Origin of the sequence: Methylibium sp. Root1272 (genome assembly GCF_001425905.1) — a bacterium.
In the GTDB taxonomy this organism is placed as follows: Bacteria; Pseudomonadota; Gammaproteobacteria; order Burkholderiales; family Burkholderiaceae_C; genus Methylibium.
Map to the genome: position 1 here is coordinate 220150 of NZ_LMDY01000001.1, position 23360 is coordinate 243509.

Sequence of the window (23360 nt, forward strand, 5' to 3'; positions counted from 1 at the left end):
GGCCTCAGGATTTCGAGTGGACCGCGAGCACGCTCTCGAACTTGCGTTCGTCGCTGTCGACGATCTGCGCCTTCAATTCGCCGTCGCCGCGCGGCACGAAGTAGAAGCGCAGCGAAGGGTTCTCGCTGATCGTGAAGTCGACCTCGGCACTCATCACCGGCTTGCCGGCATAGGTGACGCTGATGCTGCGAACGTACTGGGGCGCCGGTGCCAGACGCGTGAGCTGGTCGATCGCGAGGCCGGACACGTTGGGGTGGCTCACCATCAGCTGCGCCAGCGCCGGCTGGCCGGCGACCGGCTCGCCCTCGACGCGCAGCTTCATCCTGCCCATCGAGGCCAGGGCCTCTGCCAGGTCCTTGCCGGCCGGCGCCGAGCAGCCGCCGGAGGCCTTGACATAACGCTTGTCCATCACCAGCTTGCCGTCGCTCAGCTCGGCGATGGCCCGCACGTAGGTGTACTCCTCGATGCGCACGCGGGTTTCCATGTCGGCGCGGCCGCTGTCGGGCGTGAAGCTGAACACCGCGCCGACCGGCGAGGGGTTGCCGTCGATGACCAGCCAGAGCTTGCGGATGTAGCGGGCCGGGCTCTGCACCAGCTGGGTCCGGATGGCGATCGGCACCACTGCCGCGTCGGCCGCACGCACGGGGGTGTCGAGCTCGACGATGCCGCGCGCGTCTTCCGAGATCGCGCGGTCCGCGAACAGCGACTTGCGCACGGCCTGCCAGCGCTCGTTGTCGGCGTTGTCGTTGGCCGACCAGGCCGGGCCGGCGTGCAGGCCCAGGGCCACCAGGCCGAGCAGCATCCTGCGGGTGAGGGTCTTCATGCGTGTCTCCAGGAGCGCCGTCGAGGGCTGTTCTGTCGGTAGATGATGCGCGCAAGACTGGCGCTTGTCAGTGGTTTGATCCCTGATCCCCGACGCCACAAGGGCCGTCGGCGACAATACCGTGGTCGCGCGGCGAACGCTGCGCCTTACAGAATTTGACCGAGAAGAGCGCTCCGAACATGGCCCAGTACGTGTACACGATGAACCGCGTCAGCAAGACGGTTCCCCCGAAACGACAGATCCTCAAGGACATCTCCCTGAGTTTCTTCCCCGGTGCCAAGATCGGCGTGCTGGGCCTGAACGGCTCGGGCAAGTCGACGCTGCTGAAGATCATGGCCGGCCTCGACAACGAGATCGAGGGCGAAGCCGTGCCGATGCCCGGCATCAAGATCGGCTACCTGCCGCAGGAACCGCAGCTGAACCCGGAGCAGACCGTGCGCCAGGCGGTCGAAGAGGGTATCGGCGGCGTGCTGGCCGCCAAGAAGCGCCTCGACGAGGTGTATGCCGAGTACGCCGAACCGGACGCCGATTTCGACAAGCTGGCGGCCGAGCAGGCCGAACTGGAGGCCGTGATCGCCGCGGCCGGCAGCGAGAACACCGACCTGCAGCTCGAGATCGCCGCCGACGCGCTGCGTCTGCCGCCCTGGGACGCCGTGATCGGCAAGCTCTCGGGCGGCGAGAAGCGCCGCGTCGCGCTGTGCCGCCTGCTGCTGAGCCAGCCCGACATGCTGTTGCTCGACGAACCGACCAACCACCTGGACGCCGAATCGGTCGACTGGCTGGAGCAGTTCCTCAAGCGCTTCCCCGGCACCGTCGTCGGCATCACCCACGATCGCTACTTCCTCGACAACGCCGCCGAGTGGATTCTCGAGTTGGACCGCGGTCGGGGCATTCCCTGGAAGGGCAACTACTCCGACTGGCTGGAGCAGAAGCAGGCTCGCCTGGAGCAGGAGCAGAAGGCCGAGGACGCGCACACCAAGGCGATGAAGCAGGAACTCGAGTGGGTGCGCAAGAACACCAAGGGCCGCCAGGTGAAGAGCAAGGCGCGCCTGCAGCGCTTTGAGGAGCTGTCGGACGTCGAGTACCAGAAGCGCAACGAGACCAACGAAATCTTCATCCCGGTGGCCGATCGCCTGGGCAACGAGGTGATCGAGTTCGAGAACGTCACCAAGAGCTTCGGCGACCGGGTGCTGATCGACAACCTGAGCTTCAAGGTGCCGCCTGGCGCCATCGTCGGCATCATCGGCCCGAACGGCGCCGGCAAGTCCACGCTGTTCCGCATGATCGCCGGCAAGGAGAAGCCGGATTCGGGCACGGTGAAGGTCGGCGCGACCGTCAAGATGGCCTTCGTCGAGCAGACCCGCGAGTCGCTGGAAGGCGACAAGACCGTGTGGCAGGACATGTCGGGCGGTCTCGACAACCTGGTGATCGGCAAGTTCGTCGTGCCGTCGCGGGCCTACCTCGGGCGCTTCAATTTCAAGGGCAACGACCAGCAGAAGCTGGTGGGCAACCTCTCGGGCGGCGAACGAGGCCGCCTGCACCTGGCCAAGACGCTCGCGACCGGCGGCAACGTGCTGATGCTCGACGAACCGTCGAACGACCTCGACGTCGAGACGCTGCGTGCACTGGAAGACGCGCTGCTCGAGTTCGCCGGCTGCGTGATGGTGATCTCGCACGACCGCTGGTTCCTCGACCGCATCGCCACCCACATCCTCGCCTGCGAGGGCGATTCGAAGTGGTTCTTCTTCGACGGCAACTACCAGGAGTACGAGGCCGACAAGAAGAAGCGCCTGGGCGAGGAGGGCGCCAAGCCCAAGCGCATCCGCTTCAAGGCACTGAGCGTCTGAACCGAAGGCCTGGCGCCCGCAGCGGGCGCGGCGCGGTTTCGCATCCCCCTCGAGCATGAAGTTCCTGCGCGTTCCGATGCTGCTGCTGGCGGGTGCGCTGCTGCTGTCCGGCTGCGCGGCGCTGCGGCCGCCAGCACAGGCCGGCGCTCCCGCGGCGGCGGCCGCTTCGGCGCCCGCACCGGCACCCGGCGCACCGCCGGCCTTTGCGATGGTGGTGAAGGACGCCAAGGCCAGCGAAGGCCTGTTCACGCTGTGGCGCAAGGACGACAAGCTCTGGCTCGAGCTGAAACCGGAAGACCTGAACCGCGCCTTCTTCTTCTCGCCCAAGCTGGCCACCGGCATCGGCGAGGCGGGCCTGTTCGGCGGCCTGATGGCCAGCAGCCCCCGCGTCGTCGAGTTCCGCCGGCTCAACAACCAGGTGCAGCTGATCGCGCCCAACCTCGCCTACACCGCAGCCGCGGGCACCCCGACCGGGCGCGCGGTGCAGGCGGCGTTCTCGCCCAGCCTTGTCTCGAGCGCGCCGGTGGCCAGCCAGCCGCACCCGCAGCGCAAGTCGGTGCTGGTCGAGCTCAATGCGCTGTTCCTCGGCGACCTGCTGGGCATCGCCTCGACACTGGACCGCAGCTTTCGCCAGGGCTACGCCTTCGAGGCGCGCAACTCCGCGATCGGCAAGGAACGCGCGCTGCCCGATGCGGTGAGCTTCGAGGTGCTGGGGCATTACGCCACCGCCCGCATCGCCCAGGCGCAGCCGGGCGCGACCGTGGTGCCGAGCACGCCCAACACCGTGCCTGACCCGCGCAGCCTGTTCGTCACCGTCTACTACTCGCTGGCCCGGCTGCCCGAGGCGCCGATGACCCCGCGCGCCTCCGACCCCCGCATCGGCTACTTCCAGAGCGTGCGCAGCGATTTCAGCGACGACCTCGCGCGCTCGCCGCGTCAGCGCTTCGTCAACCGCTGGCGGCTGGAGAAGAAGGATCCGGCGGCGGCGCTGTCGGAGCCGGTCAAGCCCATCACCTACTGGCTGGACCGCAGCATCCCGGACAAGTACCGCGGCGCCATCAGCGCCGGCATCCTGGAGTGGAACAAGGCCTTCGAGCGCATCGGCTTCCGCGACGCGATCCGCGTCGAGGTGCAGCCCGACGACGCCGACTTCGACACGCTGGACGTGAATCGCGCCTCGGTGCGCTGGATGACCAACGCGGCACCGTCCTTCGGCGCCATCGGCCCGAGCCACGTCGATCCGCGCAGCGGCGAGATCGTCGATGCCGACATCGGCATCGAGAGCCTGTCCTCGCGCAACCGCCGCACCGAGCGCACCCAGGTGCTCGCGATCGCTCCGGGCCCCGACACGCACGCGGGGCACGACGCCGCCGCCTGCACCTACGCCGACGGCGCCACCGAGCAGCTCGGCTACGCGCTCGACGTGCTCGAGGCGCGCGGCGAACTCGATCCCGGCAGCCTCGACACCGAGGCCTACGTGCTGGCCTACCTGAAGGACGTGACGATGCACGAGGTCGGCCACACGCTGGGGCTGCGCCACAACTTCCGCGCCTCGCGGGTCTACGGCGAAGCGCAGTTGTCCGACCCGGCGTTCACCGCCGACCATGCGCTGACCGGCTCGGTGATGGAGTACGCCGCAGTCAACCTGCCGGCGCCCGGCCGGACCGGCGGCACGCCGTTCCAGACCACGCTCGGCCCCTACGACTACTGGGCCATCGAGTACGGCTACAAACCTTTGGCCGCCGCCGACGAGGCGGCCGAACTGGCGCGCATCGCCGCCCGCAGCGCCGAACCCGAGTTGGCGTACGGCACCGACGAGGACAACGGGCTGGGCATCGACCCCGAATCGCTGCAGTTCGACCTCGGCGACGACCCGGTGGCCTTCGCCGGCAAGCGCTTCGCGATCGCGCGCGACCTGCTGGCCCGCCAGGAGCGGCGCATATTGCCGCCGGGCAGCGATTACCCGGTGCTGCGGCGCTCGGTCAGCTATGCGCTGCGCGATCTCGGCCGTGCCGCGACCGTGCTGGCGCGCCAGATCGGCGGCGTGCGCACGCTGCGCGACGCGCCGGGCAGCGGCCGAGACCCGCTGCAGCCGCTACCGGCCGCGCAGCAGCGCCAGGCGCTGGACACGCTGTCGAGCGGCTTGCTGGCGGCCGACAGCATCCGCCTGTCGCCAACCCTGCAGCGCCGCCTGGCCCCCGATTTCGCCGAACGCACCGACGCGATCTTCAGCGGCGAGACGCAGATCGCCACCGACTATTCGCTGGTCGGCGCCGTGCTCGAACTGCAGCGCAACGTGCTGAACCAGTTGATGAGCGACGCGGTCGCGTCGCGCCTGCTCGACAGCCAGGGCAAGGCCAGCAGTGCCGCCGACGCCTTGCCGCTCGCCGAGCTCTACCAGCGCCTCATGCGCGACGTGTGGAGCGAGTTGCGTGCGGGCGGCGACATCCCGCCGCCGCGCCGCGAACTGCAGCGCGAGCACGTGAACCGCGTCGCCGCGTTGCTGCTGCGACCGGGTGCGCTCAGCCGGGCCGATGCGCGCAGCCTGCTGCGCGCGCAGTCGCGCGCGCTCCTCGCACAGATCGACCACGCCCGCCGGCGCCCGGGCCTGAGCGCCGAGGCGCGGGCCCACCTGGCCGACAGCGCCGACACGCTGTCGCAGGCGCTGAGTGCGAGGCCGGTGCGCGCTTCGTCCTGAGCGGCCGCGAATCGGCCGGCGTTCAGCCCCCGCCGAGGGCGCGGCCGAGCCACGCCGCACCGCGCACGCCCGAGGCGTCGCCATGCTGCGACAGCGCGAGCCGGGTCCGCACCGGCGGATCGTGTCGGGCACCGAACACCCAGGGCGTCCACAGGCTCGGCAGGCGCTCGATCAGCCCGGGCAGGCGCGAGGCGCCACCGCCGAACACGATGACATCCGGGTCGAGCAGGTTGATCACGGACGCGAGCGCGCGCGCAACGCGCAGCGCATGCCGATCGAGGCTGGCCTGGCAGGCCGCGTCGCCGGCGAGAGCGCCCTGGGCAATGGCGACGGCATCGACGGCCGCGCCACCGTGGCGGCGGTGGTCGGCGGCCACCGCCGGGCCGCTGAGCCAGGCCTCGATGCAACCGGCGGTGCCGCAGTAGCAGGCCGGCCCGGGGCGTTCATCGTCGCGCGCCCAGGGCAGGGGGTTGTGACCCCATTCGCCGGCCAGGCCGTTCGGGCCTTGCAGCACTCGGCCATGCACTGCCACGCCGCCGCCGCAGCCGGTGCCGAGGATCACCGCGAACACCACCGCCGCCCCGGCGCCGGCGCCGTCGGTGGCCTCCGACAGCGCCAGGCAGTTGGCGTCGTTGGCCAGTGCAATCGGCTGGCCGAGCAGCGCCTCCAGGTCGTGCAGCAGCGGCTGGCCGTTGAGGCAGGTGGAGTTGGCGTTCTTCATCGCGCCGTCTGCGCGCCGCGTGCCCGGCGTGCCGATGCCCACGCTGATGGCGCTGCCGGCGGCCGCACGGGCCCGCTCGACCAGGCCGCCGAGGGCGGCCAGCGCGGCACGGTAATCGTCGGGCGGCGTCGGGATGCGCTCGCGCCAGCGCGTGGTGCCGGTGTCGTCGAGCAGCATGGCTTCGATCTTGGTGCCGCCGAGGTCGATGCCGAGGGCGGGCAGGGGGCTGGAGCTGGGGCTCATGGTCGGTGGGGTCGGCGGCGAAGGCCATGATCGCGTTGACTGCACTGTAGTGAAGCCCGGGCCGTCATGGGGCCGCCCGTAGAATCTTGGGTTTGCTGTCGGGGGATCGATTGAATCAAGAAGTGAGCGCGGGTCGCGGCCCGTGCCGGCGTGGGAAATTGGGCAGGGCATTGCAGACCGTGGTGCTGACGACGCTCTGCGCGGCCTGCCTGGGGGCCCGATCGCAGCCTGCCTCGGCCCCGGCGGTTGCAGCGGCCCCGGCGCCGCCTGCCGCGAGCGCGGCGAGGCCGAGCGGCCCACAGCCGATCTTCGTGCTCAACTCGCTGGACGCGACGATCAGCGTGATCGATCCCGTGAGCTTCACCGAACTGCGCCGCCTTCCGACCGGCAAGGAGCCGCACCATCTCTACCTGTCGCCCGACGAGCGTTCGCTGCTCGTCGCCAATGCGATGTCGGACACCCTGACGCTGGTCGATCCGAAGACCGGGCTGGTGCAACGCACGATCGCCGGCGTCGACGATCCCTACCAGCTGCGCTTCTCGCCCGACATGAAGTGGTTCGTCACCGCGGCGAACCGTCTCGACCATGTGGCGATCTACCGCTGGAACGCCGCGGTCGACGGTGGCGATTTCAAGCTCGTGAAGAAGGTGCCCGCCGGCAAGACGCCGAGCCACCTCTTCATCGACAGCAGGAGCACTGTGGTCTATGCCTCGTTGCAGGACAGCGACCAGCTGATGGCGATCGACCTCGCAACGCAGACGCCGCGCTGGACGGTGCCGACCGGCAAGTTGCCGGCCGACGTCTACCTGACACCGGACGACAAGCAACTGCTCGTCGGCCTGACCGGCGACGAATTCGTCGAGGTCTACGACGTGACCTCCGCCACCGCGAAGCTGGTCAAGCGCATCAAGACCGGTGCCGGCGCGCATGCCTTTCGCGCCTGGGGCGACGGACGCCACGTGCTCGTGAGCAACCGCGTGGCCAATTCCATCAGCCGCATCGACCTGCAGACGCTGGCCGTGGTCGACACCTATCCCGCGCCCGGCGGGCCGGACTGCATCGACGTGATGGTCGACGCGCAGGGCGTGAAGACCATCCTGGTCACCTCGCGCTGGGCGCGCAAGCTCACGGTGATCGATCCAGTGAAGCGCCAGGTGGTGCGTCAGGTTGCCGTCGGCCGCTCGCCGCACGGCGTGTGGACGCTCGCCCATGCGTCTCGCCGCTGAGCTGCGACGTGCGGTGGCCGCCGTGGCGGCGACGGTGTGCGGCAGCGCGGCGCTCGCAGCGGCCTGCGATAGGCCGGTCTACCTGAGCTTCGATACCGGCCACATGGGTGTGGCGCCGCTGGTGGCCGAGGTGCTGCAGCGCCAGCAGGTCCGGGTCACGTTCTTCCTCGCCAACGAGCGCACGCTGACGGACGGCAGCAGCCTCGACGACCAGTGGGCGCCGTGGTGGAAGGCGCGGGCGGCCGAGGGCCATGCCTTCGGTTCGCACACCTGGGACCACTGGGTGTGGCGCGCCGACCGTGGTGCGGGCTTCAGCGTGCGGCCCACTGCCGGCCCCGACAGCGGGCGGACGCTGTCGGTCACCGCGGCCGACTACTGCGCAACGCTGAAGCGCCCGCTGCAGCGCTTCACCCAGATGACCGGGCAGCAGGCGTTGCCGCTGTTTCGCGCCCCGGCCGGCCGCACCTCGCCGGTCCTTCTGAAGGCGGCCGAAGCCTGCGGCTTCAAGCACGTGCCGTGGTCGCCGGCGGGCTTTCTGGGCGACGAGCTGCCGAGCGACAAGTACCCCAATGCGCAGCTCCTGTCGGCGGCGCTGCGTGACATCCGGGCGGGTGACATCCTGCTGGCCCACCTGGGCATCTGGTCGCGTCAGGACGCCTGGGCGCCGGCGGTGCTGGAGCCGCTGATCGAAGGCCTGAAGGCTCGCGGGCTGTGCTTCGCGACCCTGCGCGAGCATCCCGACTACCTCGCCTGGATCGCGGCCCACCCGCTGCATTGAGCCCGGCGATGGAGACCCTGACCGATCTGTTCGCGCAGGCCCAGCAGGCCTTGTTCGAGGCAGTGGTGCAGCCCTTGCTGTTCTCGCTCGGATTCGGCAACCTGCTCGAGGATGGCTTCGACGCCACCGGCTGGCTGCTGGTCGGCCTGCTGCAACTGGCGGTGATGCTCGCGGTGATCGCACCGCTGGAGCGCTGGCGGCCGGTGGAGCCGGTAGTGGACCGGCAGGCCGTGCGCGTCGACGTGCTGTACACACTGCTGCATCGTCTGGGCCTGTTCCGCGTGGCGCTGTTCTTCGCCGTCGATCCGCTGTGGGACGCGCTGTTCGGCGCGCTCAGCGTGCAAGGCTACGCGGGCTGGCAGCTCGATCAGTGGCTGGCGCCCTGGTGGCCGGGCCTCAGCGACACGGCGGTGTTCGCCTTCGTGGTCTACCTGTTGGTCTTCGACCTCGCCGACTACTGGATCCACCGCGGCCAGCACGGCGTGAACGCCTGGTGGGCGCTGCACGCTCTGCACCACAGCCAGCGCCAGATGACGATGTGGAGCGACAGCCGCAACCACCTGCTCGACGACCTGTTGCGCGACATCCTGCTGGTGCTGCTGGCGCGGGCGATCGGTGTCCCGCCGGGCCAGTTCATCGCGGTCGTCGCGGTCACGCAGTTGCTCGAGAACCTGCAGCACGCGAACCTGCGCCTGAGCTTCGGCCGCGTCGGCGAGCGGCTGCTGGCCAGTCCGCGCTTCCATCGCCTGCACCACAGCATCGGGCTCGGCCACGAGTCGAACGGGCAGGGCACGCTCGGCGGCCACAACTTCGCGGTGCTGTTCCCGCTCTGGGACGTGCTGTTCGGCACGGCGAACTTCGAGAACCGCTACGACCCGACCGGCGTGCGCGACCAGTTGCCCGGCGAGGGTGCGCGCGACTACGGCCGCGGCTTCTGGGCCCAGCAGTGGCGGGGCCTGCGGCGTCTGTTCGGGCGCGCCTGAGCGACGGCGCGGCCGGCGGGCCTTGGGTATGCTCGTCGGATGAAGCAACTGGTCGATTCGTTCTGGCGCGCCGCCGCCTACTGCCTGCACCCGCGCGTCATCTGGCTGTCGGTGCTGCCGCTGTTGCTGACCGGCGTGCTGGCCGCGGTGCTGGGCTATTTCTTCTGGGAGAGCGCGCTGGTGGCCGTGCGTGCCCAGCTCGATGCCTGGTCCCTGACCGGCAGCGCGCTCGGCTGGCTCGAATCCGTCGGCGCCGGCAGCCTGCGGACCCTGGTCGCCCCGCTGATCGTGCTGGCGCTGGCGGTCCCGGCGCTGGTCATCCTGTCGCTGCTGGTGGTGGCACTGATGATGATGCCCAAGCTGGTCGACCTGGTGGCGCAGCGGCGCTTCGCCGCGCTCGAGCGGCGGCATGGCGAGCCGGTGTGGCGCAGCGTGCTGTTCTCGCTCGGCGCGACGCTGCTGGCGGTGGGCGCGCTGGTGATCTCGATGCCGCTGTGGCTCGTGCCGCCGCTGGTGCTGCTGCTGCCGCCGCTGATCTGGGGCTGGCTCAGCTACCGCATGATGAGCTTCGATGCGCTCGCCGAGCACGCGACGCGCGACGAGCGGCAAGAGCTGATGCGCGCGCACCGGTTGCCGCTGCTGGGCATCGGCATCGTCACCGGCTACCTCGGTGCGGCGCCGGCGCTGGTGTGGGCGGTGAGCGCGGCGCTGCTGGTGTTCGCACCGGTGCTGATCGTGGTGTCGGTCTGGCTGTACACGCTGGTGTTCGCGTTCTCGGCGCTGTGGTTCAGCCACTACTGCCTGGCCGAGCTGCAGGCGCTGCGCGCGCGCAGCGAGCCGGGGAGCTCGGTGACAGGGGCGCCCGATGCGATCCTGATCGATGCCGTGCCGCCCGCGCTGCCGCCGGTCTGAACCGCCGCCGAACGAAAGACGACCATGGAATTCGGACTGCTGATCATCGGGGACGAGATCCTCTCGGGCAAGCGCCAGGACAAGCACCTGGCCAAGACCATCGAACTGCTCGGCGAGCGTGGCCTGCAGCTCGCCTGGGCGCGCTACGCCGGCGACGACCGCGCACGCATCACCGCCGACCTGCGCGACGCCCTCGCCAGCGGGGCAGCGGTGTTCTCGTGCGGCGGCATCGGCGCGACGCCGGACGATCACACGCGCCAGTGCGCGGCGGCGGCGCTCGGCGTGCCGCTGGCGCTGCATCCGCAGGCGCGTGAACTGATCCTGGAGCGCATGCGCGACATCGCGGCGGAGCAGGGCGTGCCCTACGAGCCCGATCGCGACGACAACCGTCACCGTCTCAACATGGGCGTGTTTCCCGAAGGCGCGCGGATCATCCCCAACCCGTACAACAAGATCGCCGGGTTCACGGTGGACGGTCCGGCGGGCGGCGCCGTGCATTTCGTCCCCGGCTTCCCGGTGATGGCCTGGCCGATGATGGCCTGGGTGCTCGACACCTACTACGCGCACCTGCGCGGCGGCGGGCAGGCCGAGCGCTCGGTGATCGTCTACGGGGCGATGGAGGCCACGCTGACGCCGCTGATGGAGGCCATCGAGGCCGAGTTCGGCGACGTCAAGGTCTTCAGCCTGCCCAGCGTCGACCATCCGGAGCATGGCCGCCACATCGAGCTCGGGGTGAAGGGCGGCAACGCCGACACGCTGGGCCGTGCCTACGCCACGCTGCTGACGGGACTGTCCGCCCACGGCGCCCGGCTCGGCCCTGAAATGGTGCGCTGACGACGCCAGAGGGTGATCGTGTTTGGTGCGTTGTCTGCCTCTAATCAGTGCCTGATGAGCAATCTGCGCTGGAGATGAGCCGTCGAGGCGCACGCGCGCACCGTTCGCGATCCTGTCCTGGGCATGGTTTCTGCTAAATTTCCGAGAGCCTTATGCGGCCATTGCCGGGGCCTCTCAGCCCCATTACCCCCACACCGATCCAACGTCTCGCTAGGAGCACCTGATGGCCAACAAGACCGTCGCCGACGTGATGAAGATGGTGAAGGAAAACGAGATCAAGTTCGTTGATTTCCGTTTCACCGACACCCGCGGCAAAGAGCAGCACGTATCCGTGCCCGTCTCGCATTTCGACGAAGACAAGTTCACGTCGGGCCACGCCTTCGATGGCTCTTCGATCGCCGGCTGGAAGGGCATCGAAGCCTCCGACATGCAGCTGATGCCCGATCCGAACACGGCCAACATCGACCCGTTCTTCGAAGAGCCCACGCTGATCCTGACCTGCGACGTCATCGATCCGGCCGACGGCAAGGCCTACGAGCGCGATCCGCGTTCGCTCGCCAAGCGTGCCGAGGCCTACATGAAGGCTTCGGGCCTGGGCGACGCCGCCTACTTCGGTCCGGAGCCCGAGTTCTTCGTGTTCGACAGCGTGCGCTGGAGCAACGACATGTCGGGCTGCTTCGCCAAGATCGAGAGCGAGGAAGCGGCCTGGAACACCGGCAAGGAATACGAGCATGGCAATTCGGGCTTCCGTCCTGCGGTGAAGGGCGGCTACTTCCCGGTCCCGCCGGTCGATTCGGGCCAGGACCTGCGCTCGGAGATGTGCCTGATCCTCGAATCGGTGGGCATTCCGGTCGAGGTGCACCACCACGAGGTGGCGAACGCCGGCCAGATGGAGATCGGCACGAAGTTCAGCACGCTGATCCAGCGCGCCGACTGGGTGCAGTTGCAGAAGTACGTGATCCACAACGTGGCCCATGCCTACGGCAAGACCGCGACCTTCATGCCCAAGCCCATCGTCGGCGACAACGGCTCGGGCATGCACGTGCACCAGTCGGTCTGGAAGGACGGCAAGAACCTGTTCGCCGGTGACGGCTATGCCGGCCTGTCGGAGTTCGCGCTGTTCTACATCGGCGGCATCATCAAGCACGCCCGTGCGCTCAATGCGATCACGAACCCCGGCACCAACAGCTACAAGCGACTGGTGCCCGGTTTCGAAGCCCCGGTGAAGCTGGCCTACTCGGCCAAGAACCGCTCGGCCTCGATCCGCATCCCCTACGTGGCGAACCCGAAGGGCCGTCGCGTCGAGGCGCGCTTCCCCGATCCCCTGATGAACCCTTACCTGGGTTTCGCGGCGCTGCTGATGGCCGGCCTGGACGGTGTGGAGAACAAGATCCACCCGGGCGAAGCCGCCACCAAGGACCTCTACCACCTGCCGCCGGACGAAGACGCGAAGATCCCGACCGTCTGCGCCAGCCTCGAGCAGGCGCTCGAGTACCTGGAGAAGGACCGCGCCTTCCTGACCAAGGGCGGCGTGTTCACCGACTCCTACCTCGACGCCTACATCGACCTCAAGATGCAGGAAGTCACGCGCTTCCGCATGGCGACCCACCCGGTCGAGTTCGACATGTACTACACGCTCTGATCCCGGTCGCGGACCTGCGGGTCCGCGCCAGGCGCGGAACACGCGTGTGAGAAAGGGACGGCATCCGCCGTCCCTTTTTTTTGGGCGCGGTGCGCGCCGGCTGCGCCCCGCGCGTTGAATGTGGGATGCCGGATACTCCGGGCGCAGGGCGTTGCGGTGCAGCGACCGGATCGTTTGATGAAGGAGCCGGGATGAGTCGATGGAAGGATGAACTGCGCGTGCTGGCCGCGGCAGGGCTGCTGGCCTCGGCCGTGGGAGCAGGGGCCCAGGAGCCCGTCATCTACAAGTGTCCGGGCAACCTGTACACCAGCGCCCTCACGCCCAAGGAGGCGCTCGCCAAGGGCTGCAAGACGCTCGAGGGCGCACCGATCACCGTGATCCAGGGCCCGGCGCGGCGTGCCCCCGCGGCCACGTCGAGCAGCGAATCGCGCCCGGCCGACAGCCGTGTCGACCCGGCCGACCAGAAGGCGCGCGACACCGACAAGCGCCGCATCCTCGAGACCGAACTGCGGCGCGAGGAAGAGCGCCTGACGGCGCTGAAGCAGGAGTACAACAACGGTCAGCCAGAACGTCGCGGCGACGAGAAGAACTACCAGAAGTACCTGGACCGCGTGGCCGAGATGAAGGCCAGCATCGAGCGCTCCGAGTCCGACGTGGCGGCACTGCGGCGCGAACTCTCCAAGGCCGCCGGCGGCAGCGGTGGCTGAGCGGCGCGGCGTCGCGGCGGCGCCGGGCGTCGCCACCATCCCCTTGCCGCCGACCTCGGCGCTCTGGAACGAGGCCTTCGACCTGCTCGCCACCATGGTGGCGGTGGTCCAGCCCGACGGGCGCTGCCTGTTCGCCAACGCCGCCTTCGAGAACGTGCTCGGCCTGTCTCGGCGCAACGTGCTGCGGCGCGACTGGTTCGACTGGTTCGTCGACCCCGCGCTGCTGCGCGACACCGTCACGGCGGTGGCTCGCAACGAGTTTTCGACCAGCCGGCTCGACGCCCAGTTGAAGCGGCCGTTCGTGTCGCCCGGCGAGCCGCTGCTGGTGCATGTGATCGTCAACCAGATGGAGCATTCCGACGTCACGCTGGTCGAGCTGATCGAGATCGAGCAGCAGACCCGACAGGACCGCGAGGAGCGCGCTCTCGATCAGGTGCGCGCCACCAAGGAACTGATCCGCAACCTCGCCCACGAGATCAAGAACCCGCTGGGCGGCATCCGTGGCGCGGCGCAGCTGCTGCAGATGGAGGTCGAGTCCAAGGGACTGAGCGAGTATGCGCAGGTCATCATCCACGAGGCCGACCGCCTGCAGGCGCTGGTCGACCGGCTGCTGGCGCCGCACCGCCGCCCGCACGTGGTGGGCGATGTCAACATCCACGAGGTGTGCGAGCGGGTGCGGGCGCTCATCGTGGCCGAATTCCCGCGCGGGCTCACGATCGAGCGCAACTACGACACCTCGATCCCCGATTTCCGCGGCGACCGAGAGCAGTTGATCCAGGCGGTGCTGAACATCGCCCACAACGCCGCGCAGGCGCTGGCCGAGCGCATGGTGGCCGGCGACGCCCGCATCGTGCTGCGCACGCGGATCGCTCGCCAGGTCACGCTCGGCAAGCAGCGCTTTCGTTTGGCACTGGAATTGCATATTGAGGACAACGGTCCGGGCGTCCCCGAGGCCATCCGCGATCGCATCTTCTACCCTCTGGTTTCTGGGCGCGATGGCGGGTCGGGCTTGGGGCTCACACTGGCACAGACCTTCGTGGCGCAACATCAGGGCACGATCGAATGCGAGAGTGAACCGGGCAGGACGCTGTTCAAAATCACGATGCCGCTACCCTGACTCCCTGTCGGGGGTGTGGCTTGCAAGACGCTCAGGGATCGCAGAGCCGCATGAAATCCATCTGGATCGTCGACGACGATCAATCCATCCGCTTCGTGCTCCAGAAGGCCCTGCAACGCGAGGAGCTGCCGGTGCGCTGCTTCTCGAACCCGCGCGACGTGCTCACGGCGCTCGACGAGGGCGACGCGCCGCAGGTGCTGGTGAGCGACATCCGCATGCCCGGCGGCTCGGGCATCGATCTGCTCGGCACGCTCAAGGAGCGGCTGCCCGCCCTGCCGGTCATCATCATGACCGCCTACTCCGACCTCGACAGCGCCGTCTCGGCCTTCCAGGGCGGCGCCTTCGAATACCTGCCCAAGCCCTTCGACCTTCCCAAGGCCGTGGAGCTGATCCGCCGTGCGCTCGACGAGAGCCTGCGCGAGGACGAGGGCGACGAGCGGCTGACCCAGGTGCCTGAGATGCTCGGCCAGGCGCCGGCGATGCAGGACGTGTTCCGCGCCATCGGCAGGCTCAGCCAGAGCAACGTCACCGTGCTCATTACCGGCGAGAGCGGCTCCGGCAAGGAGCTGGTGGCGCATGCGCTGCACAAGCACAGCTCGCGCGCCAGCGGCCCGTTCGTCGCGATCAACACCGCGGCCATCCCCAAGGACCTGCTGGAGAGCGAGCTGTTCGGCCACGAGCGCGGCGCCTTCACCGGCGCGCAGACCACGCGGCGCGGCCGCTTCGAGCAGGCCGACGGCGGCACGCTGTTCCTCGACGAGATCGGCGACATGCCCTTCGACCTGCAGACGCGCCTGCTGCGCGTGCTGTCGGACGGCCAGTTCTACCGCGTCGGCGGCCACAACCCGTTGAAGAGCACCGTGCGCGTGATCGCCGCGACCCACCAGGATCTCGAACAACGCGTGAAGCAGGGCGCCTTCCGCGAAGACCTGTTCCACCGCCTCAACGTGATCCGCCTGCGTTTGCCGGCGCTGCGCGAGCGGCGCGAGGACATCCCCGCGCTGGCGCGCTCCTTCCTGCAGAAGAGCGCCAAGGAACTGGGCGTCGAGGCCAAGCGACTGAGCGAGGCCGCGCTGGCGCGCCTGTCGAGCTTCGACTACCCCGGCAACGTGCGCCAGCTCGAGAACATCTGCCACTGGCTCACGGTGATGGCACCGGCGCAGATGGTCGATGCCAAGGACCTGCCACCGGAGCTGACGGCGGCTGCCGCGGTGGTTCCGACAATGGCCGCAGCGTTGGTCGCCCCCCCTGGCACCATGCCCGAGGCCGCGGTCTCCTCGACTTCCGAGCCGGCGGTGGCCGGCGCGGCCGCCACGCCGATCGCGATGGCGGCGGCAGTCGCCGGACTCTGGCTCGACGACCTGGAGCGCGAGGCGCGTGCCCTGCTCGAGGCCGGCGTGCCCGACGTCTGGCAGGCCTTGACCGAGAAGTTCGAGGCGCGCCTGATCCATACCGCGCTCGACATCACGCGCGGCCGGCGCATCGAGGCGGCCCACAAGCTCGGCATCGGCCGCAACACGATCACGCGCAAAATCCAGGAACTGGGTCTCGACGACTGACCGGCGCCACGCCGGCACGGGTCGGTTCCCGGGCTGGACGAGGAGACGATCGTGAGTCATTCATGGACGTGCACCGCGGCGCCGATACAGCGCGGCGCGGTGCTGGCGCTGCTGTGCGCCGGAATGCTGGGGGCGGTCGGGCCGGCGCAGGGCCAGACCGCCATGAAGCCGGGTCTGTGGCAGATCAAGCAGCAGATGGAGCTCGATCCGGCCCAGCAGGCGCAGATGGAGCAGATGCGCAAGCAGATGGCCGCCATGCCGCCGGCCCAGCGCAAGCAGATGGAAGAGATGATGGGCCGCAACGGCGCCAGCCCGGACGCCGCCGGCGGCACGACCAGCAAGGTCTGCGTCACGCCCGAGGACGTGGCGCGCCAGTCGGTCCCGATGGAGCAGCGGCCCGACTGCAAGTACGACCAGAGCCGCTCCGGCGCGACGACGAACATCAAGTACGTCTGCACCAAGCCGCCGTCACAGGGCGACATCGAGATCACCACGCTCGGCCCCGAGCGCTACACGATGAAGATGCGCGGCACCGGGGGCGCCAAGGCGACGAAGATCGCGATGCAGGGCGAGGGCCAGTGGCTCGGTGCCGATTGCGGCAGCGTCAAGCCGGTGCCACGCCCGCCCGCTGCCGCCAAGTAGGCACGCCGCCGTTTACGCGATCGACAACTCCACGACCACCGGCGCGTGGTCGCTCGGCCGCTCGTTCTTACGCGGCAGCTTGTCGATCGTGCAGGCGCTCACCGCCGGCTTCAGCGCCTCGCTGACCAGGATGTGGTCGATGCGCAGGCCCTGGTTCTTGCGGAACGCCAGGTTGCGGTAGTCCCACCAGCTCCAGCTCTTGGGCGGCTGCTCGAACAGCCGGAAGGCATCGACCAGCCCGAGAGCGATCAACTCGCGGAAGTGTTCGCGCTCCTGCGGCGTGCAATGGATCTGCCCGGCCCACAGCACCGGGTCGTGCACGTCGCGGTCTTCCGGGGCGATGTTGAAGTCACCCATCAGCACCAGCCGCGGGTGCGTGGCGAGCTCGCTGCGCACCCAGTCGCGCAGCGCCTGCAGCCACGCCATCTTGTAGACGAACTTCTCGCTGTCCGGCGCCTGGCCGTTCGGGAAATACGCGCCGATGACGCGCACGCCAGCCACGCTGCCGGCAATCACCCGCGCCTGCTCGTCGGCGAAGCCGAAGATGTTCTTCGCCACGTCCTGCGCCGGCTCGCGCGACAGCAGCGCCACGCCGTTGTAGGTCTTCTGGCCGAACCACTGCACGGCGTAACCGGCGGCCTCGATCTCGGCGCGCGGGAACTTGTCGTCGGTGAGCTTGGTTTCCTGCAGCACCAGCGCATCGACCGGGTTCGCGGCCAGCCAGTCCAGCACCTGCGGCAAGCGCACGGTGAGCGAATTGACGTTCCAGGTGGTGAGTTTCAAGGAGATCCTAAGTATCTGTTTTTATTGAACTTTGTTTCTTGAAGACTGAACGGTACCCCCACGCATACCCCCACGCATACCCCCACGCATACCCCCACGCATACCCCCACATTTTTCCGCTGCGAGCCCAGTTGATGGCGCTGGGCGGCAAGGTGTTGTCGTCATCCTACAAGCGGTCGTCGGTACGCGCTCTTGGATGCGCGGGCAGAGCGTCATGCGGCCCCAAGCGCCGCCGCGTTCACCTTGAGCGCAAGCGCCTGGCAACGCTGCAGCAGGACGTCGAAGGGTTCGGCGTCGTCCAAGAGCAGGCCGTCCTCGACCATGCGCTGGTAGTCCTCGGCCAGCGTCTTCCGTGCGTCGCCGCTGGGTGCCAGATCCAGTGCGCCAGTGACCGCTGCGCGGTAGTCGATGAGCGCACCGTCTGGCATCGATTCGGCGAAGAAGATGCTCTTGTGCTCTGCGACGGCGTGTGCCAACGCGCGGTCCTTCGCGGCGCTGTCGGCAAAGCCGGCAGCGTCGAGCCGCGTCACGTCGTGCCAGTGGCGCGCGTAGCGGTCACCGCCTCGAAAGCTGCCTTGGGCGCAGAAGACATGGATGGCCGTGGCCTTCTCCCAGAACGTGCGCTCGGGGCGCATGACCTGGGGTGTGGCCGACGGAAAACTCACGTCCGGCAAGTGCGGCGCGGCGTCGCACGCGACCGATCGCAGCTCGTTGGGCTCGCCCGTCGATCGCGCGCCGAACTCCAGCAGGACCGAGGGACGCACATAGCCCGTACCTTCGCCGAAGGCCTCGTAGTCGATGAAGAGCTGCTCACCCTCTGCGCGGGCCTTCGCCTGCAGCCCCTGCTCGGCGAGTGCTTTGGCGAGATCGGGCGCCAGCTTGCCGCTGACGAGTTCGGCAAGGCGCTGCCGGATGGCCTTGCTCCACTTCTTCTCCTGGCTGCGGGACGTGGGCCAGGGTGAATCGGCCTTCTCGATGAGGTCCGGAGCGATGGCACGGATGTCGTAGGTGAGGTCCACATCTTCCGAGAAGCGCTTGATCACGCCGTAGACCTTGGAGAGCGATGTACCCCCCTTGAAGACCAGGTGCGGCGCGTGCGGTCCGGTGAACAGGTGGTGCAGGGCCCAGACGACCCACGTGTCCTTCTCGAGCAAGTGCAGGGGGCGACCCGAACGCTGTGCCGCAACCAGCAGCGCCTCGCGCTGGTCCTCGCGCGGCAGGGCGAAGTATTCAGGCACGGGTCACCAGGCTGCTGACCTGGCTCGCCAGCCAGGTGGGCAGGCGCGCGCGTGCGTTGGCGACGGCCAGCAATTCCGACGCCGGCAGCCGTTGCCTGAGCTGACCGAGCGCCGCTGCGGAGCCCGATGGCCCTACCCATGCCAGCGAGCGGATGACTTCGCCCGCGGCCTGCCCTGGGTAGAGCAGTTGCCACGGCGGGGCATGCTTCAACTCGACCGTCTGAGCGCCGAGCTTGAGCTTGCGGCTGCGGCCAGAGGTCAGGAAGACCTGGCGCACCGGCACCTGGGTCGTCAGACCCAGCGCATTCGCTGCAGCCGCGCCGTTGCCGACGACGGTTTCGCCGCGCTGGCTGGCCCATTCCTGGACCACCTTGGCGACTTCCGGTGCCCGTGCGCCGAACTTGCCCTTCACCGGCAGGACGTAGACGCCCCGCCCGGCGCGCAGCAGTTCGCCGCTGCGCGCCAGGCGCGACAGCGTCTGATCCACCGCAGCCCGGCTGCCCAGGTGCAGCAGGGCCTTCGCGGACAGGCTGGCGCCTTCCGGCATCGAGGCGGCGTGCGCGAGGACTTGCTGGGCGAGGTTGGACACGGTGATTCCTTAGCTGTCAGAAGTATGAATCTAATTCTGACAATTTTCAAGGGCTGGTGGCGCGGAGCGTGGAGGAGGGCGCTTGGATGGTCCGGGCAGGATGCCTAGAATCGCCGGCAAGGCGCCCGCCGTACTTGCACGCGAGTAGAAACAGGCATCCCTTTCATCGTCATCGATCTCCCTTCAAGGCCTCGTCATCGGGGACTTAAACGCGTGCGTCTGACCTGATTCGGCGAGGTACACCGAAGGAAGACTCATGACCTTGAAAGAACTCGCGCACCTTGCGCAGCAGACCCTGCATACGCGTTCCGGCTGGCCCGTCAAACGCAGCCACGTGCATGAACTCCTCGCCGCCGCGTTCGGGCATCGTTCCTGGGCTGCGTTCCTCAGCGACTCAGTGCTGGCCGATTCGAGCGTGGGAGCGGCGCCGACAGGCGGCTTGCCCGACCTGATCGGTCGCGCCGTTCAGCTTGGCTACGAACAGCAAGCCGCCGCGACGGTTGCGATCACCCTCCAGGCCTTCATCGCCGAACACCGACTTTCGGCGGTGTCGTTGGCCGACCTGCGAGCCGCACTGTTGCCGGCGGCGCAGGTCGCCGACCGTGACGATCTCGACGATGACGATGACGACGACGGCATCGATGAGGACGACGAGGGCTGGAACGATGAACCGCCCAGGACTGCGCCGCCTGCCTCCGGCCCCGCTCGCGAGCACCTCATGGGCTCGCCGATGCTGCTGAGCAGTCTCGAGCAGGCGGCCGGGCCGGCGAATCCGCAGGGGCACTTCCTGCTGGCCGCTCTCTACCGCTGCGGCCGTCCGAATCCCTACCTCTACGAGGAGTCGCTGAAGGGGCGCGTGCTGACCGCCATCGAGCGCGGCTGGGTCGACGACTACCTGCGGCTCGAACCGCAGTACCGGAAGTACGAGGCCCACCTGAAGGCGGCGGCGCTCGGTGGCGTCCGGGTGGCGGCGCTGGAGTACGGCACGACGTTCGAGAACCCGGAGTTCATTGCTTTGGCCGAACGGCTCACCGGCGAGGTCGATGCCCTGAAGATGGCCCGACACGCTTCCAGTGACGAAGCGCGCGCGCGGTGGCTTCGCACGGCGGCGGAGCGGGGGTCGCGGACGGCCATGGAAGCACTCGCGTCCGAAGGTGACGCATGGGCCGAAGACCGGGTTGCGGAGTGGGCCGATGACCATTGGCTGCGATCTGCCGCGGAACGGGCACTCGACGCGGGCAATGTCGTCCGCGCCTGGACCTGGCAGTACCTGGCGCTGGAGCATGGGGTCGACCTCACCCGCTCGACGATGGCCGCGTACCACGACGGCGGTGAACGCGACGGCCAGTTCTATGACAGCGATTTCGGCGGACCCCTGTACGCCGGTGGCGACGAGGGGCTGGTGCTTCCCGACCTGGACCCTTCCTCACACGAGGTGGCAAAGGCGAAAGCCGAAGCGATCTTCAGCCGGGCGCGGTAGGGACGCCTTAGACCGGTTGGATCTGGCCTTCCGCGGTGTCGCAGCTTGGCTGCGTCACCGTGTTGGTCAAGCTTCCAGGTGGCGAGTTTCAAGGCGATCCTAGGTTGTTTTTTGGTGCTGAGAATCCGACCCACACCGGCAGGCTGGGACTCGCGTCATCCTACAAGGCACGGCAGCAGGGCGGCTCACTCAGAACCGGCGGCCTTGTCCATCGTCGGCCAGGTGCAGGTCGCGCATGAACCAGACGACGGCCTCACGCGACCTCGCCATTGCGAACGGCCGCCGCGCGTTCGCGGATTGCCTGCTTCTGCGCGTCGTTCAGGCGAGCCATGTTCTTCATCTGTAGCGCCATGCGCGGGTTGTCGGACAGCGCCGCCTCGTGGCGCATCAGGAAATCCCAGTACAGCGTGGTGAACGGGCAGGCCTTCTCGCCCGTGCGCTGGGCGGGGTCGTAGCGGCAGCCCTTGCAGTGCGGGCTCATGCGCTGGATGTACTTGCCGGTCGCCACGTAGGGCTTGCTGGCCATCAGGCCGCCGTCTGCGTACTGGCTCATGCCCAGGGTGTTGGGCAGTTCCACCCATTCGACGGCATCGACGTACACCGCCAGGTACCAGGCATGCACCTGCTGCGGCTGCACGCCCAGCATCAGCGCATACAGGCCGGTGACCATCAGGCGCTGGATGTGGTGTGCATAGCCGTGCTGCAGCGTCTGCGTGATCGCATCGCGCAGGCAGGCCATCTCGGTGCTGCCGGTCCAGTACCAGGAGGGCAGGTCCTGGTGCGCGTCCAGCGCATTGAGCTCCGCGTAGCCGGGCATGCGAGTCCAGTAGATGCCGCGCACGTACTCGCGCCAGCCGAGGATCTGGCGCACGAAGCCTTCCACGCCGGCCAGCGGCGCGGCGCCTACGCGGTAGGCGGCCACGGCCGCGGCCACCACCTCGCGCGGGTTCAGCAGCTTCAGATTCAGTGCGGCCGCCAGGTGTGCGTGGTACAGCCAGGGTTCGCCGGGCCACATGGCGTCCTGGTAGCGGCCGAACAGCGGCAGGCGCTCGGCGACGAAGCGCTGCAGGGCGACGAGTGCCTGCGCGCGTGTCACCGGCCAGGCAAAGCCATCGAGTCGGCCGGGATGGGCGCCGAAGCGCTTTTCGACCAGCGCAATCACCTCACGCGTGAGCGCATCGGGCTCGAACACCACACGCGGCGGCACGGCGCCGGGACCGGCGGCGCCGAAGGCCTCGCGGTTGTCGGCATCGAAGTTCCACTGGCCGCCCTCGGGCTCGTCGCCTTGCATCAACACGCCGTGGCGCTTGCGCATCTCGCGGTAGAAATACTCCATGCGCAGCACTTTGCGGCCCCGCGCGTGGGCCGCGAACTCGCGCACGCTGCAGTGGAAGTGGCGGTCCTCTCGGATGTCGAGCGGCAGACCCTGCGCTTGCGCCACCCCCTTGATCGACTGCAGCACGCGCCAGTCGCCTGGGGCCGTCATCACCAGGCCGGTGGGGCGCAGGCGCTCGACGTCGGCGTGCAGCTGCGCCTGCAGGCTGCCGTGCGTGGCGGGGTCGTCCAGCGGGGCGTAATGCAAGGTCCGACCGGCGGCGCGCAGGGCGAGCGCGAAATGGCGCATCGCGGCGAGGAACATCACCGTGCGCGGCTTGCTCGACCACACATGCGCCGATTCTTCGGCCACCTCGGCCATCCACACCGCGTCGCGTGCGGCGTCGAAGCCGTCGAACCCGGCAGCGTCCAGATCCAGCTGATCGCCCAGCACGACGACCAGGTGGCGCATCTCAGTCACGGCTTCTCTTGGCGCGCCGGCAAGCGTCGGAGCAGAACTTCACCTCGTCCCAGGTGCGGGCCCAGCGGCGGCGCCAGCTCATCGGCCGGCCGCAGGCCACGCAAGGCTTGCTGGGCAGGGCGGCCTTGTTGCCGCGGAATGCGGGGGTCGATGATGTCATTGGCAGCGTGCCCGAACCGAGCGCCGAGTGGACTGTTCTGGCTCCGAAGGATGCCATCTCGATGCGATCAACCCCATGCTGTGCATGCCGGCGCCGAACTGCATCCCCGCACGGGGTGCGCGCCGGTCTTGAACAGACGCTGGAATAGGTTGCGCTGCGCGAGGGCCCCTCTATTTCTTGGGGAGTTCCTCTGCCAGTCCCTTGGACAGCGCGGCGCCTGCGGCGTTGCTCATCTCGACCGGGAGCACCGCCCCGTTCTCGAACAGCAATTGGACGCGAACCTTGCCTTCGGTCTCGGAAGGCGCTGCTCCCGCAGCCAGACATTCCAACGACGGCGCCGCGGCGCCCGGGGGCTGATCGGTCTTGTCGAGCAATGCGATGGCGACGGCCGGCGCGAGCTCCGTCGCAATGGCTTCGTTGGTCGCGGCCTTCTTCGCGCGCTGGGTCGCAGCAGACTTGGAGCGAGCGCCGCCGGCACCTGGCTTCGACTTCTTGGCCCGCTTCGAGGCGGTCGCCGCAGTCCGGGAAGAGGTTGTCATGATTCGCACCCTCTGAATGAACGTCGAAATAGTAGTCGCTACCG

21 protein-coding genes are annotated in these 23360 nt (G+C 68.7%); 13 read left to right on the forward strand and 8 right to left on the reverse strand.

The features are described from left to right. Nucleotides 1-4 precede the first annotated feature (4 nt). Nucleotides 5-823 (reverse strand): quinoprotein dehydrogenase-associated SoxYZ-like carrier, encoded by an 819-nt coding sequence (locus tag ASC67_RS01010; RefSeq protein WP_056314457.1) that lies wholly within the window; start codon nt 821-823, stop codon nt 5-7. Between the two features lie 179 nt (nt 824-1002). Between ASC67_RS01010 and ettA the strand changes: the two genes are divergently transcribed. Together ettA and ASC67_RS01020 are read left to right on the forward strand one after the other, a co-directional pair. Further along, entirely contained in the window at nt 1003-2670 is a 1668-nt protein-coding gene (ettA, locus tag ASC67_RS01015) for an energy-dependent translational throttle protein EttA (protein ID WP_056314458.1), read from the forward strand. A 55-nt stretch (nt 2671-2725) separates the two neighbouring features. After that, nucleotides 2726-5368, forward strand: a complete 2643-nt coding sequence (locus ASC67_RS01020; RefSeq protein ID WP_056314459.1) for a zinc-dependent metalloprotease — start codon at nt 2726-2728, stop codon at nt 5366-5368. 22 nt (nt 5369-5390) lie between these two features. Here the strand turns inward: ASC67_RS01020 and ASC67_RS01025 are convergent, their stop codons facing one another. After that, on the reverse strand, nt 5391-6332 hold the full coding sequence (locus tag ASC67_RS01025) for an ROK family protein (protein ID WP_056314460.1): 942 nt from the start codon (nt 6330-6332) through the stop codon (nt 5391-5393). 209 nt (nt 6333-6541) lie between these two features. On the opposite strand from ASC67_RS01025, the gene ASC67_RS01030 reads away from it, so the two are divergent. The 10 genes from ASC67_RS01030 to ASC67_RS01075 all read left to right on the forward strand — a co-directional run bounded on the left by ASC67_RS01030 (nt 6542) and on the right by ASC67_RS01075 (nt 16732). After that, nucleotides 6542-7558, forward strand: a complete 1017-nt coding sequence (locus tag ASC67_RS01030; protein ID WP_056315083.1) for a YncE family protein — start codon at nt 6542-6544, stop codon at nt 7556-7558. Continuing rightward, nucleotides 7542-8336 carry a polysaccharide deacetylase family protein gene (locus ASC67_RS01035; RefSeq protein ID WP_056314461.1) on the forward strand — a complete coding sequence of 265 codons (795 nt, stop codon included), beginning with the start codon at nt 7542-7544 and terminating at the stop codon, nt 8334-8336. Before ASC67_RS01030 ends, ASC67_RS01035 begins: the two co-directional genes overlap by 17 nt. 8 nt (nt 8337-8344) lie before the next feature. Next, a complete protein-coding gene (locus tag ASC67_RS01040; RefSeq protein ID WP_056314462.1) occupies nt 8345-9319 on the forward strand; it encodes a sterol desaturase family protein in 975 nt (324 codons plus the stop codon). 39 nt (nt 9320-9358) lie between these two features. Next, nucleotides 9359-10231 (forward strand): EI24 domain-containing protein, encoded by an 873-nt coding sequence (locus ASC67_RS01045; RefSeq protein ID WP_056314463.1) that lies wholly within the window; start codon nt 9359-9361, stop codon nt 10229-10231. A 24-nt stretch (nt 10232-10255) separates the two neighbouring features. Beyond that, nucleotides 10256-11065, forward strand: a complete 810-nt coding sequence (locus ASC67_RS01050) for a molybdopterin-binding protein (protein WP_056314464.1) — start codon at nt 10256-10258, stop codon at nt 11063-11065. Between the two features lie 223 nt (nt 11066-11288). Then, nucleotides 11289-12707 (forward strand): type I glutamate--ammonia ligase, encoded by a 1419-nt coding sequence (gene glnA, locus ASC67_RS01055; RefSeq protein ID WP_056314465.1) that lies wholly within the window; start codon nt 11289-11291, stop codon nt 12705-12707. A 191-nt stretch (nt 12708-12898) separates the two neighbouring features. Beyond that, entirely contained in the window at nt 12899-13414 is a 516-nt protein-coding gene (locus ASC67_RS01060; protein WP_056314466.1) for a hypothetical protein, read from the forward strand. Nucleotides 13415-13451: 37 nt separating this feature from the next. Then, nucleotides 13452-14531: a nitrogen regulation protein NR(II) gene (gene glnL, locus ASC67_RS01065; RefSeq protein ID WP_056315085.1), complete on the forward strand. Its 1080-nt coding sequence runs from the start codon at nt 13452-13454 to the stop codon at nt 14529-14531. A 50-nt stretch (nt 14532-14581) separates the two neighbouring features. Continuing rightward, a complete protein-coding gene (ntrC, locus tag ASC67_RS01070) occupies nt 14582-16090 on the forward strand; it encodes a nitrogen regulation protein NR(I) (RefSeq protein ID WP_056314467.1) in 1509 nt (502 codons plus the stop codon). A 51-nt stretch (nt 16091-16141) separates the two neighbouring features. Further along, on the forward strand, nt 16142-16732 hold the full coding sequence (locus tag ASC67_RS01075) for a DUF3617 domain-containing protein (protein ID WP_156466609.1): 591 nt from the start codon (nt 16142-16144) through the stop codon (nt 16730-16732). A 12-nt stretch (nt 16733-16744) separates the two neighbouring features. On the opposite strand, the gene xth is transcribed toward ASC67_RS01075, so the two are convergent. From xth to ASC67_RS01090, 3 genes are all read right to left on the reverse strand, one after another. Beyond that, on the reverse strand, nt 16745-17515 hold the full coding sequence (gene xth, locus ASC67_RS01080) for an exodeoxyribonuclease III (RefSeq protein ID WP_056314469.1): 771 nt from the start codon (nt 17513-17515) through the stop codon (nt 16745-16747). Between the two features lie 212 nt (nt 17516-17727). Further along, the gene (locus ASC67_RS01085) at nt 17728-18753 is read right to left on the reverse strand and encodes a nucleotidyl transferase AbiEii/AbiGii toxin family protein (protein ID WP_056314470.1); all 1026 of its coding nucleotides are present in this window, start codon (nt 18751-18753) and stop codon (nt 17728-17730) included. Then, complete coding sequence (locus tag ASC67_RS01090) at nt 18746-19342, reverse strand: DUF6088 family protein (protein ID WP_056314471.1); 597 nt, start codon at nt 19340-19342, stop codon at nt 18746-18748. Before ASC67_RS01090 ends, ASC67_RS01085 begins: the two co-directional genes overlap by 8 nt. Nucleotides 19343-19598: 256 nt before the next feature. On the opposite strand from ASC67_RS01090, the gene ASC67_RS01095 reads away from it, so the two are divergent. Continuing rightward, nucleotides 19599-20822: a hypothetical protein gene (locus ASC67_RS01095; protein WP_056314472.1), complete on the forward strand. Its 1224-nt coding sequence runs from the start codon at nt 19599-19601 to the stop codon at nt 20820-20822. A gap of 253 nt (nt 20823-21075) precedes the next feature. On the opposite strand, the gene ASC67_RS01100 is transcribed toward ASC67_RS01095, so the two are convergent. The 3 genes from ASC67_RS01100 to ASC67_RS20430 form a co-directional block, all read right to left on the reverse strand. Then, on the reverse strand, nt 21076-22608 hold the full coding sequence (locus ASC67_RS01100) for a cryptochrome/photolyase family protein (protein ID WP_056314473.1): 1533 nt from the start codon (nt 22606-22608) through the stop codon (nt 21076-21078). Between the two features lies 1 nt (nt 22609). Then, nucleotides 22610-22777 carry a DUF2256 domain-containing protein gene (locus ASC67_RS20090; RefSeq protein ID WP_082535750.1) on the reverse strand — a complete coding sequence of 56 codons (168 nt, stop codon included), beginning with the start codon at nt 22775-22777 and terminating at the stop codon, nt 22610-22612. 170 nt (nt 22778-22947) lie between these two features. After that, a complete protein-coding gene (locus ASC67_RS20430; protein WP_156466610.1) occupies nt 22948-23316 on the reverse strand; it encodes a hypothetical protein in 369 nt (122 codons plus the stop codon). Nucleotides 23317-23360: the final 44 nt, after the last annotated feature.

What these genes read in the sequence shown, in the direction of transcription:
- ASC67_RS01010 (WP_056314457.1), bottom strand. Translation starts at nt 823, where the DNA reads ATGAAGACCCTCACCCGCAGGATGCTGCTCGGCCTGGTGGCCCTGGGC.
- ettA (WP_056314458.1), top strand. Translation starts at nt 1,003, where the DNA reads ATGGCCCAGTACGTGTACACGATGAACCGCGTCAGCAAGACGGTTCCC.
- ASC67_RS01020 (WP_056314459.1), top strand. Translation starts at nt 2,726, where the DNA reads ATGAAGTTCCTGCGCGTTCCGATGCTGCTGCTGGCGGGTGCGCTGCTG.
- ASC67_RS01025 (WP_056314460.1), bottom strand. Translation starts at nt 6,332, where the DNA reads ATGAGCCCCAGCTCCAGCCCCCTGCCCGCCCTCGGCATCGACCTCGGC.
- ASC67_RS01035 (WP_056314461.1), top strand. Translation starts at nt 7,542, where the DNA reads ATGCGTCTCGCCGCTGAGCTGCGACGTGCGGTGGCCGCCGTGGCGGCG.
- ASC67_RS01040 (WP_056314462.1), top strand. Translation starts at nt 8,345, where the DNA reads ATGGAGACCCTGACCGATCTGTTCGCGCAGGCCCAGCAGGCCTTGTTC.
- ASC67_RS01045 (WP_056314463.1), top strand. Translation starts at nt 9,359, where the DNA reads ATGAAGCAACTGGTCGATTCGTTCTGGCGCGCCGCCGCCTACTGCCTG.
- ASC67_RS01050 (WP_056314464.1), top strand. Translation starts at nt 10,256, where the DNA reads ATGGAATTCGGACTGCTGATCATCGGGGACGAGATCCTCTCGGGCAAG.
- glnA (WP_056314465.1), top strand. Translation starts at nt 11,289, where the DNA reads ATGGCCAACAAGACCGTCGCCGACGTGATGAAGATGGTGAAGGAAAAC.
- ASC67_RS01060 (WP_056314466.1), top strand. Translation starts at nt 12,899, where the DNA reads ATGAGTCGATGGAAGGATGAACTGCGCGTGCTGGCCGCGGCAGGGCTG.
- ntrC (WP_056314467.1), top strand. Translation starts at nt 14,582, where the DNA reads ATGAAATCCATCTGGATCGTCGACGACGATCAATCCATCCGCTTCGTG.
- ASC67_RS01095 (WP_056314472.1), top strand. Translation starts at nt 19,599, where the DNA reads ATGACCTTGAAAGAACTCGCGCACCTTGCGCAGCAGACCCTGCATACG.
- ASC67_RS01100 (WP_056314473.1), bottom strand. Translation starts at nt 22,608, where the DNA reads ATGCGCCACCTGGTCGTCGTGCTGGGCGATCAGCTGGATCTGGACGCT.
- ASC67_RS20090 (WP_082535750.1), bottom strand. Translation starts at nt 22,777, where the DNA reads ATGACATCATCGACCCCCGCATTCCGCGGCAACAAGGCCGCCCTGCCC.
- ASC67_RS20430 (WP_156466610.1), bottom strand. Translation starts at nt 23,316, where the DNA reads ATGACAACCTCTTCCCGGACTGCGGCGACCGCCTCGAAGCGGGCCAAG.